This window comes from Pseudomonas sp. PS01270, assembly GCF_029959775.1.
Lineage (GTDB): Bacteria > Pseudomonadota > Gammaproteobacteria > Pseudomonadales > Pseudomonadaceae > Aquipseudomonas > Aquipseudomonas atacamensis.
In genome coordinates this window covers 1-19,367 of the sequence record NZ_JASCPT010000101.1, presented here as the reverse complement: position 1 = coordinate 19,367, position 19,367 = coordinate 1, and the positions used below count along the sequence as shown (strand labels likewise).

The 19,367-nt window shown below is 60.7% G+C and carries 15 protein-coding genes; 8 read left to right on the top strand and 7 right to left on the bottom strand.

The genetic code is table 11. The features are described from left to right. Positions 1 to 83: 83 nt before the first annotated feature. Positions 84 to 902: a pyruvate, water dikinase regulatory protein gene (locus tag QMX86_RS21735; protein WP_016773826.1), complete on the bottom strand. Its 819-nt coding sequence runs from the start codon at positions 900 to 902 to the stop codon at positions 84 to 86. Positions 903 to 1,076: 174 nt separating this feature from the next. Between QMX86_RS21735 and ppsA the strand changes: the two genes are divergently transcribed. The 8 genes from ppsA (at position 1,077) to QMX86_RS21695 (ending at position 9,215) form a co-directional block, all read left to right on the top strand. After that, the gene (gene ppsA, locus QMX86_RS21730) at positions 1,077 to 3,446 is read left to right on the top strand and encodes a phosphoenolpyruvate synthase (RefSeq protein ID WP_122506517.1); all 2,370 of its coding nucleotides are present in this window, start codon (positions 1,077 to 1,079) and stop codon (positions 3,444 to 3,446) included. Positions 3,447 to 3,544: 98 nt separating this feature from the next. Further along, positions 3,545 to 4,534, top strand: coding sequence for an alpha/beta fold hydrolase (locus QMX86_RS21725; protein ID WP_273527291.1), 990 nt, complete (start codon positions 3,545 to 3,547; stop codon positions 4,532 to 4,534). Positions 4,535 to 4,744: 210 nt separating this feature from the next. After that, the gene (gene rraA / locus QMX86_RS21720) at positions 4,745 to 5,236 is read left to right on the top strand and encodes a ribonuclease E activity regulator RraA (protein ID WP_016773829.1); all 492 of its coding nucleotides are present in this window, start codon (positions 4,745 to 4,747) and stop codon (positions 5,234 to 5,236) included. A gap of 21 nt (positions 5,237 to 5,257) precedes the next feature. Continuing rightward, on the top strand, positions 5,258 to 6,253 hold the full coding sequence (locus QMX86_RS21715; RefSeq protein ID WP_073473971.1) for a zinc transporter ZntB: 996 nt from the start codon (positions 5,258 to 5,260) through the stop codon (positions 6,251 to 6,253). Between the two features lie 63 nt (positions 6,254 to 6,316). After that, entirely contained in the window at positions 6,317 to 6,565 is a 249-nt protein-coding gene (locus tag QMX86_RS21710) for a hypothetical protein (RefSeq protein ID WP_003223293.1), read from the top strand. A 2-nt stretch (positions 6,566 to 6,567) separates the two neighbouring features. Next, complete coding sequence (locus tag QMX86_RS21705; protein WP_016773831.1) at positions 6,568 to 7,392, top strand: mechanosensitive ion channel domain-containing protein; 825 nt, start codon at positions 6,568 to 6,570, stop codon at positions 7,390 to 7,392. A 90-nt stretch (positions 7,393 to 7,482) separates the two neighbouring features. Further along, positions 7,483 to 8,073: an RNA polymerase sigma factor SigX gene (gene sigX, locus QMX86_RS21700; protein ID WP_016773832.1), complete on the top strand. Its 591-nt coding sequence runs from the start codon at positions 7,483 to 7,485 to the stop codon at positions 8,071 to 8,073. A gap of 107 nt (positions 8,074 to 8,180) precedes the next feature. Beyond that, entirely contained in the window at positions 8,181 to 9,215 is a 1,035-nt protein-coding gene (locus QMX86_RS21695) for an OmpA family protein (protein ID WP_071171582.1), read from the top strand. 69 nt (positions 9,216 to 9,284) lie between these two features. On the opposite strand, the gene cobA is transcribed toward QMX86_RS21695, so the two are convergent. The 6 genes from cobA to QMX86_RS21665 all read right to left on the bottom strand — a co-directional run bounded on the left by cobA (position 9,285) and on the right by QMX86_RS21665 (position 18,853). Further along, complete coding sequence (cobA, locus tag QMX86_RS21690) at positions 9,285 to 10,055, bottom strand: uroporphyrinogen-III C-methyltransferase (protein ID WP_282385961.1); 771 nt, start codon at positions 10,053 to 10,055, stop codon at positions 9,285 to 9,287. 13 nt (positions 10,056 to 10,068) lie between these two features. Then, the gene (locus tag QMX86_RS21685) at positions 10,069 to 12,780 is read right to left on the bottom strand and encodes a nitrate reductase (RefSeq protein WP_282385959.1); all 2,712 of its coding nucleotides are present in this window, start codon (positions 12,778 to 12,780) and stop codon (positions 10,069 to 10,071) included. Then, a complete protein-coding gene (nirD, locus tag QMX86_RS21680; protein WP_016773836.1) occupies positions 12,780 to 13,097 on the bottom strand; it encodes a nitrite reductase small subunit NirD in 318 nt (105 codons plus the stop codon). Before nirD ends, QMX86_RS21685 begins: the two co-directional genes overlap by 1 nt. Beyond that, on the bottom strand, positions 13,094 to 15,547 hold the full coding sequence (gene nirB / locus QMX86_RS21675) for a nitrite reductase large subunit NirB (RefSeq protein WP_282385957.1): 2,454 nt from the start codon (positions 15,545 to 15,547) through the stop codon (positions 13,094 to 13,096). Before nirB ends, nirD begins: the two co-directional genes overlap by 4 nt. Before the next feature lie 416 nt (positions 15,548 to 15,963). After that, on the bottom strand, positions 15,964 to 17,634 hold the full coding sequence (locus QMX86_RS21670) for a bifunctional protein-serine/threonine kinase/phosphatase (protein WP_282387701.1): 1,671 nt from the start codon (positions 17,632 to 17,634) through the stop codon (positions 15,964 to 15,966). A gap of 7 nt (positions 17,635 to 17,641) precedes the next feature. Then, positions 17,642 to 18,853, bottom strand: a complete 1,212-nt coding sequence (locus tag QMX86_RS21665; protein ID WP_016773839.1) for a nitrate/nitrite transporter — start codon at positions 18,851 to 18,853, stop codon at positions 17,642 to 17,644. Between the last annotated feature and the right edge of the window lie 514 nt (positions 18,854 to 19,367).

Below are 19,367 nucleotides of genomic sequence, written 5' to 3'. Positions count from 1 at the left end.
GGCTCGCTCCCACAGTCGTTACGATGCAGGTCCACTGTGGGAGCGAGCCTGCTCGCGAAGGCGCCAGATCAGGCAACGCCGGACTACTTGAACCGCCGCTCAACGCCTTTCTCCACCAGAATCTTCGCCGAAATCTCTTCCACCGAGAAATGCGTGGAATTGATATGCGGAATGTTTTCGCGGCGGAACAGGTTCTCCACTTCGCGCACTTCGAATTCGCACTGGGCGTAGCTCGAATAACGGCTGTTGGGCTTGCGCTCGTTGCGGATCGCAGTCAGGCGGTCGGGGTCGATGGTCAGGCCGAACAGCTTGTGCTGATGGGCGCGCAGGGCCGTCGGCAGGGTCAGGCGCTCCATGTCGTCTTCGGTCAGCGGATAGTTGGCCGCGCGGATGCCGAACTGCATGGCCATGTACAGACACGTCGGCGTTTTGCCGCATCGCGACACGCCCACTAGTATCAGATCGGCTTTGTCGTAATAGTGGGTGCGCGCGCCGTCATCGTTGTCGAGGGCGAAGTTCACCGCCTCGATGCGCTCCATGTAATTGGAGTTGTGCCCGATGGAATGGGATTTGCCGACGGTGTAGGAAGAATGCTCGGTGAGCTCCTGTTCGAGCGGCGCGAGGAAGGTCGAGAAAATGTCGATCATGAAACCATTGGACGTTGCGAGAATCTCACGAATGTCCTGATTGACGATGGTGTCGAAGATGATCGGCCGAAAGCCGTCGGTTTCAGCGGCTTTGTTGATTTGTTGTACCATGGCCCGCGCTTTTTCCACGCTGTCGATGTAGGGCCGCGTGAATTTGCTGAAGGTAATGTTTTCGAACTGCGCCAACAGGCTTTGACCCAGGGTTTCGGCGGTAATGCCGGTGCCATCGGAGATGAAGAAAGCAGATCGTTTCATTTGCACCTTGGGCCTTAAGCTAGTAACGAATCTTGGATATGATAGGCGCGATTTGCCGGCCGCCATTGGCCCGCATTCTCACTTATTTTCCAGGTCCAGGCCATACAACCGGCCAAGGCTCCCCCGGGCCGCCGGTTTCTGAGCTTTTCCAACACAGTTAGTGGAGAGATCACCTTGGTAGAGTACGTAGTTTCCCTCGATAAGCTCGGCAAACACGATGTTGAGCATGTGGGGGGCAAGAACGCATCCCTGGGCGAGATGATCAGTAACCTGGCAGGCGCCGGTGTTTCGGTCCCCGGCGGCTTCGCCACGACGGCTCAGGCCTATCGTGACTTCCTCGAACTGAGCGGCCTGAACGAGCAGATCCACAAGGCCCTCGACGCGCTCGACGTCGACGACGTCAATGCCCTGGCCAAGACCGGTGCGCAGATCCGCCAATGGATCATGGAAGCCGAATTTCCCGAAAAACTGAATGCCGAGATCCGCACCGCGTTCGCCGCGCTGTCGGCGGGCAATCCTGATGTGGCCGTGGCCGTGCGTTCTTCCGCCACCGCCGAAGACCTGCCGGACGCGTCCTTCGCCGGTCAGCAGGAAACCTTCCTGAACATCCGTGGTGTGGAAAACGTTATCCGCGCCGCCAAAGAGGTGTTCGCTTCGCTGTTCAACGACCGTGCGATTTCCTACCGCGTGCACCAGGGCTTCGACCACAAACTGGTCGCCCTGTCGGCTGGCGTGCAGCGCATGGTGCGTTCGGAAACCGGCACCGCCGGCGTGATGTTCACCCTCGATACCGAATCGGGTTTCCGTGACGTGGTGTTCATCACCGGCGCTTACGGCCTGGGTGAAACCGTCGTACAAGGCGCGGTCAACCCGGATGAGTTCTACGTCCACAAAGGCACGCTGGAGGCCGGTCGTCCGGCCATCCTGCGTCGCAATCTGGGCAGCAAAGCCATCAAGATGATCTACGGCGACGAGGCCAAGGCCGGTCGTTCGGTCAAGACTGTCGATGTCGACAAGGCCGAACGCGCGCGTTTCTGCCTGACGGACGCCGAAGTCAGTGAGCTGGCCAAGCAGGCGATGATCATCGAGAAGCACTACGGCTGCCCGATGGACATCGAGTGGGCCAAGGACGGTGACGACGGCAAGCTGTACATCGTGCAGGCGCGTCCGGAAACCGTGAAAAGCCGCACCCAGGCCAACGTCATGGAACGTTACCTGCTGAAAGAGACCGGCACCGTGCTGGTGGAAGGTCGGGCGATCGGCCAGCGCATCGGCGCCGGCAAAGTACGGATCATCAAAGACGTCTCGGAAATGGACAAAGTCCAGCCGGGCGACGTGCTGGTTTCCGACATGACCGACCCGGACTGGGAACCAGTGATGAAGCGCGCCAGCGCGATCGTCACCAACCGTGGCGGGCGTACCTGCCACGCGGCGATCATCGCCCGTGAGCTGGGCATTCCGGCGGTGGTCGGTTGCGGCAACGCCACCCAGCTGCTGAAGGATGGCCAGGGCGTGACCGTGTCCTGCGCCGAAGGCGACACCGGCTACATCTTCGAAGGCGAACTGGGCTTCGACATCAAGAAGAACTCCGTCGACGCCATGCCGGAGCTGCCGTTCAAGATCATGATGAACGTCGGCAATCCGGATCGCGCCTTCGACTTCGCGCAATTGCCGAACGCCGGCGTTGGTCTGGCGCGTCTGGAATTCATCATCAACCGCATGATCGGCGTGCACCCGAAAGCGCTGTTGAACTACGACGGCCTGCCGCAGGAAATCAAGGACAGCGTCGACAAGCGTATTGCCGGTTACAGCGACCCGGTCGACTTCTACGTCGACAAACTGGTGGAAGGCATCAGCACCCTGGCTGCAGCGTTCACGCCGAAAAAAGTCATCGTGCGTCTGTCGGACTTTAAGTCCAACGAATACGCCAACCTGATCGGCGGCAAGCTCTACGAGCCGGAAGAAGAGAACCCGATGCTGGGTTTCCGTGGTGCTTCGCGTTACATCAGCGAATCGTTCCGCGATTGCTTCGAGCTCGAATGCCGCGCGCTGAAACGTGTGCGCAACGAGATGGGCCTGACTAACGTTGAAATCATGGTGCCGTTCGTCCGTACTCTGGGCGAAGCCAGCCAGGTGGTCGATCTGCTCGCCGAGAACGGCTTGAAGCGCGGCGAGAACGGTCTGCGCGTGATCATGATGTGCGAACTGCCATCCAACGCGATTCTGGCCGAGGAATTCCTCGAATTCTTCGACGGTTTCTCGATCGGCTCCAACGACCTGACCCAACTGACTTTGGGTCTGGACCGTGACTCCGGGATCATCGCGCACCTGTTCGACGAGCGGAATCCGGCGGTGAAGAAGCTGTTGGCCAACGCCATTCAGGCCTGCAACAAGGCCGGCAAGTACATCGGCATCTGCGGTCAGGGTCCTTCGGACCACCCGGATCTGGCCAAGTGGCTGATGGAACAGGGCATCGAAAGCGTGTCGCTGAACCCGGACACCGTGCTGGAAACCTGGTTCTTCCTCGCCGAAGGCCAGGCTTGATCAGTATGTAATTGGCCCGCGCCCCATGTGGGAGCGGGCCTTGAGATTGAAGTAGGGCGGGCTCCAGCGGATGCCGCCCTTTTTTGTGCAAGAGCATTATGCAAAGCAGCAGCAACCTGTTTCCTGTCGCGCTGATCAGCGCCGAGCGGCGCGGCGATCTGAGCGAAGACGTCTATCGATTGAAACCCGGCAACAGCCCGGACTGGTCCGTGGAGATCGCCGTCACCCGCCTGGGCATGGCCGATGACACGGCGCCACGCGGCGTGCCGGTGATTCTGTTGCACGGCAGCTTTTCCAATCGGCGCTTCTGGTTTTCCCCCAAAGGCCTCGGGCTCGGCGCGTATCTGACGCGGCTGGGCTTCGACGTGTGGATCCCGGAAATGCGCGGTCACGGCCTGTCTCAGCGCAACGAAGACTATCGGCGAAATCGTGTGGCCGACTACGCCCGCTACGATCTGCCGGCGATTGCCGCGTTCGTGCGTGAGCAGAGCGGACAGATCCCGCACTGGATCGGCCATTCGCTGGGCGGCATCACCCTGGCGGCGGCGCTCGGTGGCGAATATCTCGGCGAACCGGCCGTGGCCTCGGCGGCGTTTTTCGGCACGCAGGTTAGCCGCACCTACTGGCCGTTGAAAATCCCACCGGTGGAGTGGGGCGGGCGCTTTATTCTCAAACGTTTCGCGCAGTTGTCCGGCTCACGCCTCAAACGCGGCCCGGAAGACGAGCCGATCGGCCTGGCCATCGAAAGCATGCGCTGGTACGGCTTGTTCGGCCGCTTCGGCGACAAGGAAAAGGACTGGTGGGCCGGACTTGCCGAGGTGCAGGTGCCGGTGCTGGCGGTGACCGCAGCGGGGGATCATCAGGATCCAGCGTGGGCCTGCCGTAAGCTGTTCGAGCAGATCGGCTCAGAGTGCAAGCAGTTCATCAACCTGGGCCGCGAGCAGGGCTTCTCGGACAATTTCGGCCATGTCGAAATGTTGGTGAGCAAAGCAGCGCAGGCTGAAGTGTGGCCGCTGGTGGCGCGCTGGTTGAACGATCAGCAGACGCCGTTGCTGGCGCAGACGACGGATCTGGCCGCTGCGGTGTGAGGGGCGTTCCGTTCAGCCTGGCTTGCGGCTAAGATATGACGCATTGTGCGGTTCTGGTCATATTTCGTGACTGTTTAGCTATTACGTTTCAGGGTTTGTTCAGGTTGCGTCAGCGACCATGGCATGGACTAAGGTAAACAGCGACCGCCGGAACTCGTCTCATCAGAATGCGGCATCCTTGATCGTCTTCCTTGTTACAGGAGTTTTTCGATGGAACATTACCTTACGCCTGACTTGTGCGACGCCTACCCGGAGCTGGTGCAGGTGCTGGAACCGATGTTCAGCAATTTCGGCGGCCGGGATTCCTTCGGCGGCGAAATCGTGACCATCAAGTGCTTCGAAGACAATTCGCTGGTCAAGGAGCAGGCCGAACTCAACGGCAAAGGCAAAGTGCTGGTGGTCGATGGCGGCGGTTCGCTGCGCCGCGCCCTGCTGGGCGACATGATCGCCGCCAAGGCCGCGCAGAACGGTTGGGAGGGGCTGGTGATCTACGGGTGCATCCGTGACGTCGACGTCATTGCGCAGACCGATCTCGGTGTGCAGGCGCTGGCCAGTCACCCGATGAAAACCGACAAGCGCGGCATTGGCGACCTCAACGTCCCGGTGACGTTCGCCGGCGTGACGTTCCACCCAGGCCAATACATTTATGCGGACAACAACGGCGTGATCGTGTCGCCGAGCCCGCTGAAAATGCCTGAATAAGCTTTTCGACAAGGGATGCGGATGTTCGAGGAAGAAAACGCGCAATGGGGGCTGGTGCATGCCCTGGTGCTTGATGGCAAGGGCGGTGCGCGTTCGATAGCCCGGACTGAGCTCGACGATTTGCAGCTGCAGGCCCATGAAAGCCTGTGGCTGCACTGGGATCGCAGCCATCCGCAGACCCAGACCTGGCTGCGCAAGTCCAGCGGGCTCAATGAATTCACCTGCGATCTGTTGCTGGAAGAGAATACTCGCCCGCGTCTGTTGCCATTGCCCGACTCCGAGCTGCTGCTGTTTCTGCGCGGGGTCAATCTCAACCCGGGCGCCGAGCCGGAAGACATGGTCTCGGTGCGGATTTTCGCCTCGGCTCAGCGAGTGATTTCCCTGCGCTTGCGTCCGTTGCGGGCTACGGATGAGTTGCTGGCGCTCCTCGTTGAGGGCAAAGGGCCGAAAACTTCTTCGGAATTGATGCTGTATCTGGCGCAGTTCCTCACCAATAAAGTGCAGGATCTGGTCACATGCCTGTCGGAAGTGGTGGATGAAGAGGAAGAAAAACTCGACGCCGACGAACGGTATACCCCCGAGCATGGGGCCATTTTGCACATCCGCCGCAGAGCCGCTGGGCTGAAGCGTTTTCTCGCCCCACAGCGGGATATTTTCGGACAGCTGACGCGGATCAAACTGCCGTGGTTCGTCGAAGACGACGCCGACTACTGGAACGAATTGAACAACAGCCTGACCCGTTATCTGGAAGAGCTCGAATTGACCCGAGAGCGCGTGGGGCTTGTGCTGGAGGCCGAAGACCGGCGTTTGAGCGTGCACATGAACCGCACCATGTACCGCTTCGGCATCATTACCTGCATCTTTTTACCGATGAGTTTCATCACCGGTCTGCTCGGGATAAATGTCGGCGGTATTCCGTTCGCCGAAAGCCCGTATGGCTTCCTGATCGCCTGTCTGACGGTGCTCGCCCTGGCATGCGGCCAGTGGTGGTTGTTCCGTCGATTGCGCTGGGTGTGAACATGGCGCATGTGACCCGAATAAATCTGCCCGCGTCTTTCACAGACATCACGAGAGGTGCGTATGCACGATCCGTTTGAACAGTCTTTGCGCGACATGCTCAACGCTTCGCCGTCCAGCCGCGACGACGATGCGTGCCTTGGCCGCGTACTCAAAACCGCCAACCGCCAGGTCGGCGCCGGTGATCTGTTCAGCCTGCTGGGCCGCTGGCTGCCCGCGCTGATGATTGCCCTGAACAATGGCTCGGCGCATGTCTCGCCGGTTTCCCGTCTTCGTAAAACCACTGCTCGCACTGCTGATAAGGCTGATTGAATATGGAACTTGATCTCTGGACTCAGAGCCTCGTCACTGCAATGACTGCGTTGTGGACCAAAGTCGCTAATTTCATTCCGAACCTGTTCGGCGCACTGGTTGTGCTGCTGCTGGGTTTCGTCGTGGCCAAGCTGCTCGACACCTTGCTCTCCAAATTGCTCGCCAAACTCGGCCTTGATCGCCTGATGGGCGGCACCGGGTTGACCAAGTTGATGTCGCGCGCCGGGCTGCAGGTGCCGATCTCGACGCTGATCGGTAAAATCGTCTACTGGTTCGTTCTGCTGATTTTTCTGGTATCTGCGGCAGAATCCCTTGGCCTTGAACGAGTTTCAGCTACGCTGGACATGCTGGCGTTGTATCTGCCGAAAGTATTCGGCGCCGCGCTGGTGTTGCTGGTCGGTGTGCTGCTCGCGCAACTGGCCAACGGGCTGGTGCGCGGCGCAGCAGAAGGCGTAGGCCTGGACTACGCTTCGGGGTTGGGACGGATCGCGCAGGGGCTGGTGATCATCATCAGCATTTCGGTTGCGATCAGCCAGCTCGAGGTCAAGACCGACCTGCTGAACCATGTGATTGTCATCGTATTGATTACCGTTGGTCTGGCAGTTGCGCTGGCCATGGGTTTGGGAAGCCGGGAAATCGCCGGTCAGATTCTTGCGGGAATCTATGTGCGTGAGCTGTACGAGGTTGGGCAACAAGTGCGTGTTGGCGAGGTCGAAGGCCAGATCGAAGAGATCGGCACGGTTAAAACCACATTGCTGACCGATGAGGGTGAGCTAGTCTCTCTCTCCAATCGGATCCTGCTGGAACAGCATGTGAGTAGCCGCTAAACCGGCAAACCCTGCTAATGTATGCCGCCGCAAAATGCCAGCCGAGGCTGGTTGTGGCGGACATTGACCTGACTGTCGGCACGACTTGTTTTGAATAAAGCCCAACCGCTATCCACGCGCTACGACCCCCGCGAGCTCTCTGATGAGGAGTTGGTCGCGCGCTCGCATACCGAGCTGTTTCACGTAACGCGCGCCTACGAAGAGTTGATGCGGCGTTACCAGCGAACATTATTTAACGTCTGCGCGAGATATCTTGGGAACGATCGCGACGCAGACGATGTCTGTCAGGAAGTGATGCTGAAGGTGCTGTATGGCCTGAAGAACTTCGAGGGGAAATCGAAGTTCAAAACCTGGCTTTACAGCATCACTTACAACGAATGCATCACGCAGTATCGGAAGGAACGGCGTAAGCGTCGCTTGATGGACGCTCTCAGTCTGGACCCTCTTGAAGAAGCGTCTGAAGAAAAGGCGCCGAAGCCGGAGGAGAAGGGTGGGCTTGATCGCTGGCTGGTGTATGTGAATCCGATTGACCGCGAAATTCTGGTGCTACGATTTGTCGCAGAGCTGGAGTTTCAGGAGATCGCAGACATCATGCACATGGGTTTGAGTGCGACAAAAATGCGTTACAAACGCGCTCTAGATAAATTGCGTGAGAAATTTGCAGGCATTGCTGAAACTTAGTTCAGCGCAAATATCTCTTACGTGTAGGCAAGTTCTGATAGACTTGCCGCCGAGTTGTCCCCCGGTTTGCGGGACTGCTTCACAATCACCAGATGGGGATTTAACGGATGAAACTGAAAAACACCTTGGGCTTGGCCATTGGTTCTCTGATTGCCGCCACTTCGATCGGCGCTCTGGCACAAGGCCAAGGCGCAGTTGAAATCGAAGGCTTCGCTAAGAAAGAACAATTCGACAGCGCTCGTAACTTCAAGAACAACGGCAACCTGTTCGGCGGTTCGATCGGTTACTTCCTGACCGACGACGTTGAACTGCGTCTGGGCTACGACGAAGTGCACAACGTACGTGCCGACGATGGCAAGAACGTCAAAGGCGCTAACACCGCTCTGGACGCTCTGTACCACTTCAACAACCCAGGCGACATGATTCGTCCATACGTTTCGGCCGGTTTCTCTGACCAGAGCATCGACCAGAACGGTTCGAACGGTCGTAACCGTTCCACCTTCGCCAACGTTGGCGGCGGTGCCAAGCTGTACTTCACCGAGAACTTCTACGCCCGTGCCGGCGTTGAAGCTCAGTACAACATCGACCAGGGCGACACCGAGTGGGCTCCTAGCGTCGGTATCGGTGTGAACTTCGGTGGCGGCTCCAAGCCAGCTGCTGCTCCAGTTCCAGCACCTGCTGAAGTCTGCTCCGACAGCGACAACGATGGCGTTTGCGACAACGTTGACAAGTGCCCGGACACCCCAGCCAACGTAACCGTTGACGCTGATGGCTGCCCAGCAGTTGCTGAAGTTGTTCGTGTTGAGCTGGACGTGAAATTCGACTTCGACAAGTCGGTAGTCAAGCCAAACAGCTACGGCGACATCAAGAACCTGGCTGACTTCATGAAGCAGTACCCATCCACCACCACTACTGTTGAAGGTCACACTGACTCCGTCGGTCCTGACGCTTACAACCAGAAACTGTCCGAGCGTCGTGCAAACGCCGTTAAGCAAGTTCTGACCAACCAGTACGGTGTTGAATCGTCCCGCGTTCAGTCTGTTGGCTACGGCGAATCCCGCCCAGTTGCTGACAACAAAACTGACGCTGGCCGCGCTGTAAACCGTCGCGTAGAAGCGCAGGTTGAAGCTCAAGCTAAGTAATTAGCTGCCGCTGATGGAAAAGCCCGGCTCAGGCCGGGCTTTTCTTTGTCTGCGATTTGGCTTCGCCGCTTAAAGCGCCTGCGCGTTGTACGCCGTCCCGGAGCTACCGAAGGCTGCGATCTTTTGCTCTTGAGCAGCGGCCGCCACCGCGCCAATCACCAGAATCGCCGGGCTCTTCAATTCAAACGCCGAGGCATCCTCAGCCATCGCAGTCAAATCACTGCGACATTCACGCTGATGCACCAACGAGGCGTTTTCGATCATCGCCACCGGCGTATCCGCCGCCATCCCTCCGGCCAGCAGCTGATCACGAATCTCGCCCAGCTTGGCCACCCCCATATAGATCACCAGCGTCGTCCCGCCTTGCGCCAGCGCCTGCCAGTTCAACTGGCTGTCATCCTGGGTGTGCGCAGTCACCAACGTTACTCCGCGCGCCACGCCCCGCAACGTCAGCGGAATATCGCACTGGGTCGCCCCGGCCAGTCCTGCGGTGATGCCATTGACCAGTTCCACTTCAACACCGCGCTCGCGCAGCCACTGCGCTTCTTCGCCACCGCGGCCGAAAATGCACGGATCGCCGCCCTTGAGCCGCACGACGCATTTGCCCTGGCGTGCATAACGCAGCATCAGCCGATGGATGAATGCCTGTGGCGTCGAACGGCAGCCGCCGCGCTTGCCGACGGGAATAACCCGCGCAGCCGGGCAGTGCTCCAGCACCGCGTCGTTGACCAGATCATCGATCATCACCACATCGGCCTCGCGCAACGCGCGCACCGCTTTGAGCGTCAGCAACTCCGGATCGCCAGGGCCTGCGCCCACCAGCCAGACTTTCGCATTCATGGTGTTGTCCTCGTTAAATGACCGCGACCGGCCGCGCTTCGGCAGCCAGCAGACGCTTGATTTCCGGCACGCAGGAACCGCATTGCGTACCGCATCGGAGAGTTTTTTTCAGGCCTTGCAGATCCAGGCCCTGGCGAATGCCGGCGCAGACTGCGTTGAGGCTGACGTTTTCGCAATTGCACAAGGTCTTGTCGGTGGCGATCGCTCCGACAGTGCCGGGCGGCGCGCTCATCGGCGCGAGCAGCCAGCGCCGCAGTTGTTGGTCGGCGCGGCCCTCCAGCCACAGGCTCTGCAACCAGTGTTGCGCAAGGGTTTCGCCGGCGAGGCGAATCGCAGTGATACGGCCGTTTTCGATGCGCACCCGCTTGCCAATGGCGCGACGCGGATCGTCATAGGCCAGAACCGGGCCATCCAGCAGTGACAGGCACTGGTCGATCTCGCCCAGCAGCTGTGGATCCGGCGCCTGGCCGTGTGCAGCGCGTATCAGCAGCGCTGGCCGGTCACGACCGACAAGGCTGAGGCTGACGTAGGAAAACGCCTCGCACAGCGGTCGTAGCGTCTCGAAATGCCGTTGAACATCACCCTCGATCAAGGCGAACAGCTGCCACGGCAGGTTGACTGCCTCCAGACGCACGCCGCTGTGCTTGAGCTCCGGTTGTTTGGACAGTGGATCAAAAGCCGGCAAGGTCAGCGTGTTGACGCCGCCCTTGAGATAGCGATCGCCCCAGTGCATCGGCAGAAACGCCTGGCCCGGACGCACGCTGTCGTCGTTGCCGACCGCAACAATCACCGCGCCACGGCGGCTTTTCAGATTGACCAGATCGCCGGGCTGCAAGCGGTGCCGGCGCATTTCGTCCGGGTGCAGGCTCAGCACGGCTTCGCTGACGTGGCCGAACAATTGCGCGGCGGTGCCGGTGCGGCTCATGCCGTGCCACTGGTCACGCAGGCGGCCGGTGATCAAAGTCAGCGGGAAGCGCGCGTCGCGTTGTTCCTTGGCGGCGCGGTACGGATCGGCAATGAACTGCGCGCGGCCACTGGCTGTAGGAAAAATGCCGTCGCCGTACAAGCGTGGCGTGCCTTGCCGGGCGCCGGCAGGGAAGGGCCATTGCTGCGGACCGATCTCGTCGATCAAGGCATGACTGATCCCGGACAGATCCAGGTCTCGCCCACGGGTCAGCGCTTTGAATTCATCAAACAACTGCGAAGGTTGATCGAAAGCGAACAGGCTTGGCTGCTTGGGGCGCAGACGTTTCTCCAGACGCTGTGCGAAATCCACCGTGATCGCCCAGTCCGGTCGCGCTTCGCCTGGTGCGACAACCGCTTTGCGCACGTGGGAAATGCGCCGCTCGGAGTTGGTCACCGAACCTTCTTTCTCGCCCCAACTGGCGGCGGGTAACAGCAGATCGGCAAACGCAGCGGTTTCGGTGGTGCGAAAAGCTTCCTGCAACACCACAAAAGGGCAGGCCTCAAGCGCTGCGCGGACTGCGCTCTGATCAGGCATCGATTGCGCCGGATTGGTACAGGCAATCCACAGCGCTTTGATTTTGCCGCTGCGCAGGTTTTCGAACAGTTCGATGGCGCTCAGGCCCGGCGCCTCGGGCAAGCTCTCCACCCCCCAGTACGCCGCCACTTCGGCGCGATGTTCCGGGTTGGCGGCATCGCGGTGACCGGGCAGCAGATTCGACAGACTGCCGGTTTCCCGCCCGCCCATGGCGTTCGGCTGACCGGTCAGGGAGAAAGGTCCTGCACCGGGCCGGCCAATTTGCCCGGTGGCCAGGTGCAGATTGATCAGCGCACTGTTTTTTGCGCTGCCGGCGGTGGACTGATTCAGGCCCATGCACCACAGCGACAGGAAGCTCGGCGCCGTGCCGACCCATTCTGCGCATTGCTGCAGTTGCTCGATGCTGATGCCACACAGTTGCGCAACCATCTGCGGGGTGTAATCGCGGACCAGCGTTTTGAGTTCGGCGAGGCCTTCGGTGTGCGCCTTGATGAAATCGCGATCGATCCAGTCTTCCCACAGCAGCAGATGCAAAATCCCATGGAACAACGCGACATCTGTGCCCGGAAGAATCGCCAGATGCAGGTCAGCCAAATCGCAGGTGTCGGTGCGACGCGGGTCGATCACGATGACTTTCATCTGCGGGCGACGGGATTTGGCTTCTTCAAGTCGACGGAAAAGTACCGGATGGGCGTAGGCTATGTTACTGCCGACGATCATCACGCAGTCGCTCAGCTCCAGGTCTTCGTAACTGCACGGCGGTGCGTCGGCGCCGAGGCTGCGTTTGTAGCCGACCACCGCCGAGGACATGCACAGCCGCGAATTACTGTCGATGTTGTTGGTGCCGACCAGCGCCCGCGCCAGTTTGTTGAAGGCATAGTAGTCCTCGGTGAGCAACTGCCCGGAGATGTAGAACGCCACACTGTCCGGGCCGTGCTCGGCGATGGTTTCGGCGAACACGTTGGTCGCGTGGTCGAGGGCGGTATCCCAGTCAGTACGGCTGCGCGCCAGGCCTTTGCCCAGGCGCAGTTCCGGGTACAAGGCGCGGGCGGCGAGGTCGCCGGTCAGGTGCAGCGTCGAGCCTTTGCTGCACAGTTTGCCGAAGTTGGCCGGGTGCGCCGGATCGCCGCTGACGCCGAGCATGCGCTCGCCGTCATGCTCGATCAGTACGCCGCAGCCGACCCCGCAGTAACAGCAGGTCGAGGCGGTCGTCTGGCGGTTCATCAGATGGCGTCCCGCAGGGCCAGTTGCACCCGGCCGTTCTCGACCCGCGCCGGATGGTGATGGGCACAGCCGATGTCCGGCGCCTGAGCTTCGCCGGTTTCCAGGTCGATCTGCCAGTTGTGCAGCGGGCAGGCCACGCGCTTGCCATAGATCAGGCCCTGCGACAGCGGGCCGCCCTTGTGCGGGCAGCGGTCATCGAGGGCGAAAACCTCGTCGTCGCTTGTACGAAAAATCGCGATGTCTCCTTTCGGCCCGGCAATGATCCGCGAACCGAGGGCGTTGATCTCTTCCAGCGCACAGATATCGAGCCAGTTCATGCCGGCACCTCCAGGTTTTTCACGGGGATCACGTCGAATTCTTTCTTCAGTTGCGGCTGCGCCAGGCGCTCCTTCCACGGGTCCTGTTCTAATGACAGGGAGAATTGCAGGCGTTCGTTCAAGGCCTTGCGCCGCTCGGCGTCTTCGAGCACGTTTTTCTTGATGTGCTCCATGCCGACCCGTTGCAAGTAGTGCACGGTGCGCTCGAGGTAGAAGGCTTCTTCGCGATACAGCTGCAGGAACGCGCCGTTGTATTCACGGACTTCTTCGGCGGTCTTGAGCTTGACGAAGAACTCGGCGACTTCGGTCTTGATCCCGCCATTGCCACCGATGTACATCTCCCAGCCGGAGTCGACGCCGATAATTCCTACGTCCTTGATGCCCGCTTCCGAGCAGTTGCGTGGGCAACCGGACACGGCCAGCTTCACTTTGTGCGGCGACCACATGTTGAACAGGTCGTGCTCGAGTTCGATGCCCAGTTGCGTCGAGTTCTGCGTGCCGAAGCGGCAGAACTCGCTGCCGACGCAGGTTTTCACGGTGCGGATGGATTTGCCGTAGGCGTGGCCGGACGGCATGTCGAGGTCTTTCCAGACGCCGGGCAGGTCCTGTTTCTTGATCCCCAGCAAGTCGATCCGCTGACCGCCGGTGACCTTGACCATCGGCACGTTGTACTTGTCGGCCACATCGGCGATCCGCCGCAGTTCCGATGGGTTGGTCACGCCGCCCCACATGCGCGGCACCACCGAATAGGTGCCGTCCTTCTGGATGTTGGCGTGGGCGCGTTCGTTGATCAGACGCGATTGCGGGTCGTCCTTGGCTTCGCCCGGCCAGGTGGAAATCAGGTAGTAGTTGAGCGCCGGGCGACAGGTCGCGCAGCCATTGGGCGTGCGCCAGTTCAGATAACTCATGGTCTCGGCGATGGTCAGCAGGTGTTCCTGACGGATCGCCTGACGAATCTGCCCGTGGTTGAGGTCGCTGCAACCGCAGATGGCTTTTTCGCTTTTCGGTTTGACGTCGGCCGCGCCACCCACTGTATTGATCAGGATCTGTTCAACAAGGCCGGCGCAGGAGCCGCAGGAGCTGGCAGCCTTGGTGTGTTTCTTCACTTCATCGACGCTGAACAGGCCGTGTTCCTGAATCGCCTTGACGATGGTGCCCTTGCACACACCGTTGCAGCCACACACTTCGGCGCTGTCGGCCATGACCATGGCTTTGTCCTGGCCCTGATGTCCTACGTCGCCTAAAGCGTTTTCGCCGAACATGAGGTGATCGCGGATCTCGCCGATGGCGTGATTCTCACGAATCTGCCGGAAATACCAACCGCCATCTGCCGTATCGCCGTACAGACAGGCGCCGACCAGCACGTCATCCTTGATCACCAGTTTTTTGTACACGCCGCCGATCGGGTCGGAGAGGGTGATGGTCTCGGTGCCTTCGCCGCCCATGAAATCGCCGGCGGAGAACAGGTCGATGCCGGTGACTTTCAATTTGGTCGAAGTCACCGAGCCCTGATAGCGAGCGAAACCCAGTTGCGCGAGGTGATTGGCGCAAACCTTGGCTTGTTCGAACAGCGGCGCAACGAGGCCGTAGGCAATGCCGCGATGGCTGGCGCATTCGCCGATTGCGTAGATGCGCGGGTCGTAGGTTTGCAGGGTGTCGTTGACCAGAATCCCGCGATTGCACGGAATGCCGGCCTTTTCTGCCAGTTCGGTGTTGGGGCGGATGCCGGCGGCCATCACCACCAGATCGGCAGGAATGATGTCGCCGTTCTTGAACTGCACCGAGCCGACCCGACCATTGCCGGCATCGTGCAGGGCTTGGGTCTGTTCGCACAGGCGAAAATGCAGGCCACGGGATTCCAGCGCCGATTGCAGAAGCTGGCCGCTGGTCTTGTCCAGTTGCCGCTCCAGCAGCCATTCGCCGAGGTGCACCACGGTGACGTGCATGCCACGCAGCATCAGGCCATTGGCCGCTTCGAGGCCGAGCAGGCCGCCGCCGATGACTACGGCGTGCTTGTGGGTCCTGGCGGTGTCGATCATGGCCTGGGTGTCGGCGATGTCGCGATAGCCGATCACGCCCTGCAAAGTGTTGCCGGGGATTGGCAGGATGAACGGGGTCGAGCCGGTGGCGATCAGCAGGCGATCGTACTCGGCTTCGGTGCCGTCCTCGGCAATCACTCGGCGTTTGACCCGGTCGATCTCCACCACTTTGCGGTTGAGCAGCAACTTGATGTTGTTTTCCAGATACCAGTCGAGGTCGTTGAGGACGATCTCTTCGAACGTCTGCTCGCCGGCCAGCACCGGCGACAGCAGGATGCGGTTGTAGTTGGTGTGCGGTTCGGCGCCGAAGACGGTGATGTCGTAGAGCTCGTCGCTCAGCTTGAGCAGTTCTTCCAGGGTACGCACCCCGGCCATGCCATTGCCGATCATCACCAGTTTGAGTTTTTTCATCAGGTTCTCCGGGAGCTGCGGCTGGCCTCTGGTGGGCCGTCGGGCCTTGCTCGACAAATTTTGCGCAAACAAAAAAAGGCGTCCCGCTAGTTGCCTAGCGAGGACGCCTTTGTCCTGGTCCCGTTCTCTCGGGAAGCGCAGCCTTCGTCGTTGAAGGTTGGGCTTTATGTATGGTGAAAAGGGTAATGCAGTGGTTGTGCCAACTACGCGAAGCGCGGTTTTATTGGTTAGGCGCGGTTATAGCGTTGATTTTTTGCACCGAATCGAAGCGGGTTGCCCGTTCGTGGAGCGTTCAGGCACATAGAGTAGTGGTGATTGGGCTGACGCCTTCGCGAGCAAGCTCGCTCCCACAGGGGGCTGTGGTGTTCACAAATGCCCTGTGGGAGCGAGCTTGCTCGCGAATGGCGCGGCGCGGTTCAACTGTGAAACAACAAAACCAGCAGCACTACATTCCCGAGCAACGCCACCAACGCCATGGTCCGCCAGACCTTCAACGGCTCCCGCTCCAACAAAGGCCGGGGCCGCACACTCAAACTTTGCCGCTCACCCTGTTCCAGCACCAGCAGCCACTCTTCAGCGGTTTCGAAGCGTTGCTGCGGATCGGCGGCGACGCCGCGTTCCAGACTTTGCGCCAGCCATTCCGGCAAGTCCGGGCGATAGCGACTGGCACTCACCGGCACGCCGAATCGGGGCCGCTGAAACGCTTCGATCTCGCCATAGGGGAAATGCCCGGTGAGCAGGTAATAGAGAGTGACGCCGACTGAGTACAAATCCTGCTGCGCACTCGGTGGTTCGCCGCGAAACGCTTCCGGGGCGATGAAACCAGGCGTTCCCGGCAGGGTCGACGGCGCGTCCTTGGACAGTCCCGGGCAATAAGCCAGGCCGAAATCCAGCAGGCGCAGCTCGCCATCATCCCCCAGCAACAGGTTTTCCGGTTTGATGTCGCGATGCAGAATCTGCCGTCGATGCAGCAGCCCGACCGCGCGCAACAGCCGCTCGGCGATGTCCTGCCACTGCGCCAAAGGCAACGGGCCGCTGTGTTGAAACACGTCGGCCAGCGTCGTCCCGGCGTATTCGCGCATGACGTAATACAAATGTTGACGCTGAGTGCAGGCATGGATTTGCGGAAAATGCCGGCCGGCCACGCGCTTTAGGAACCATTCTTCCGACAGCAGCGCCTGCCCGGCTTGCGGGTCGTCGGCCAGGCGCGTCGGCAAGGTCTTCAACAGCCAAGACTGGCCCTGGCTATCGAGCACGCGATACAGCAATGATTGCTGGCTCTGGCCGATGATGCCTTGCACCTGCCAGCCTTCAAACGCTTGCCCGGGTTTCAGCGTTGGCGGCAGTGGCCATTGCTGCAATTGCACCAGCGCATCGCCGATGCTCGCTTCGCCCAGCGCATCGACGCGCACCAGCAGGGCACTGGCGTTGTCCTGACTGCCGGCCAGATGCGCGGCGTTGACCAAGGTTTGCGCCGCGCTGTGCAGATCCACTTGATCGCGCAGAATCGCGGCGATCGCGGTATCGCCCAAGGTCGACCAGACGCCGTCGCTGAGCAGCACGAAGCTTTCGCCCTCACGCAGTTCGCCGTCGAGGAAATCCAGGACCAGATGCTGATCGAGCCCGAGCGCACGTTTGAGCACGTGCTGCATGCCCGGTTGCTCCCAGACGTGATCCTCGCTGATGCGCTGCAAGCGCTCGGCGTGCCAGCGATAGACCCGGCAATCGCCGACGTGGGCGAGGGTGAAGCGCCGACCGCGCATCACCAGCGCGCTGACCGTGGTCAGCAGCGGTTGCCCGCCGCCGTTGGCCTGCAGCCAGCGATTTTGCGCGAGCAGCAGGCGATCCAGCGCTTGGGCCACGCTCCAGGTTTCCGGCGTCGCGTAGTAGTCCAGCGCCAGCGCCTGCAAGGTCGAACGCGCGGCGAGGCCGCCATCGGCGCATTGGCTGACGCCGTCGGCGATGGCGAACAGATAACCCTTGCTCACCGCCAGTGCCGGCGCCGGTGTCACTGAACGCAGGGCGTCCTGATTCTCCGCGCGCGGGCCGGTGGCGCTGGCTTCGGCGAAGCTCAGTTGCAGGGCCATTGAGGCCTCAGACCCGCGCCGCTGTCACCGCCGCCGAGCCCCAGGTGGTTCTCCAGCGACGCTTGACGCCGTGCAGGCCAAACCAAGCCAACACACCGAGGCTGGCGAACAACCACAGCGCCAGTTGATAACTGCCGGTGCTTTGCTTGATCGCGCCCATGCCGGCGGCGAGGGCGAAGCCGCCGATACCGCCGGCCATGCCGATCAACCCGGTCATCACGCCGATCTCCAGACGAAAACGCTGCGGCACCAATTGGAAAACCGCACCGTTGCCAGCACCCAAGCCGAGCATGGTGCAGACGAAAAGCGCCAGCGCCGCGTAAGAGCTTGGCAGATTGAAGCCCACCGCTGCGATGCAGATCGCAGCGACGGTGTACATCGCCAGCAAGGTGCGGATGCCGCCGAAGCGATCGGCCAGCGCGCCACCCAATGGCCGCATCAGGCTACCGCCGAATACGCAGGCAGCGGTGTAATAGCCGGCGGTCACCGGGCTCAGACCGTATTGATCGTTGAAGTAACCGGGCAGGGCGCTGGCCAGGCCGATGAAGCCGCCGAAGGTGACGCTGTAGAAAAACATGAACCACCAACTGTCGCGATCACCGAGGGCCTTGAAGTAGTCGGCCATCGCTTTCGGTTTTGGCCGCTGCGGGGCGTTTTTTGCCAACAGGGCGAACAGCACCAAGGTCAAAACCAGCGGGATCAGGGCGAAACCGAAGACATTGCTCCAGCCGAACGCGGCGGCAATCACTGGCGCCAGCAGCGCGGCGAACACGGTGCCGGAGTTGCCCGCGCCGGCGATGCCCATGGCTTTGCCTTGGTGCTCTGGCGGGTACCACTGCGAGGCCAGCGGCAGCGCCACGGCGAACGACGCGCCGGCCATGCCGAGGAACAGTCCGAGGATCAGCGCCTGTTCATAACTGTGGATGCCGAGTTTCCAGGCGCCGAACAGCGCGCAGATGACGATGACCTGGCCGATCAGTCCGGCGGTCTTCGGCGACAAGCGATCAGCGAGCATGCCCATGGCGAAGCGCAACACCGCGCCGGCGAGAATCGGCGTGGCGACGACGAGGCCGCGTTGCTGGGTGGTCAGGTGCAGGTCGGCGGCAATCTGCACCGCCAGCGGGCCGAGCAGGTACCAGACCATGAAGCTCAGGTCGAAATACAGGAAGGCCGCGAACAGGGTCGGGGTATGGCCGGATTTCCAGAAGCTTGAATTCATCGCGCACCTCGGCTGAAAAGATTCTCGAAAGGAGTCATGCACAGCAGGTGGAGCGCCTCACGGCCGCACCACCGGCCCCGCTCTATGGGGCCAAAACGCAAAAACGCCGCTACCTGATTCGCCGAGGGGCGAACGGGGTGAGCGACGTCTTTGTCGTAGGTGGGGCAACCGCCGTTGGTTACCTGTGCGGTTTACTTAGCGAGATTTGTGCCAACAGCTGAAAAGCAAAAGCCCCTCACCCTAGCCCTCTCCCAGAGGGAGAGGGAACCGAGCGGGGGATGGCCGAATCATTTGCCGATCTGAACGATTTCGAGTGAATCCATAATCGACTCGGTCGTTCAGGTCGGCGGACAGCGCCAGACAACGCGGTCGGTCCCCTCTCCCTCCGGGAGTGTATGTACCGGACACATGGTGGACAGGTGTTCGGAGACATGGTGGACACTTTTTAATAGGCACATTGCTCATCATCAAGGAAATGACCTGTGTCCTGGCAAGAGGCATCCACCATGCAACT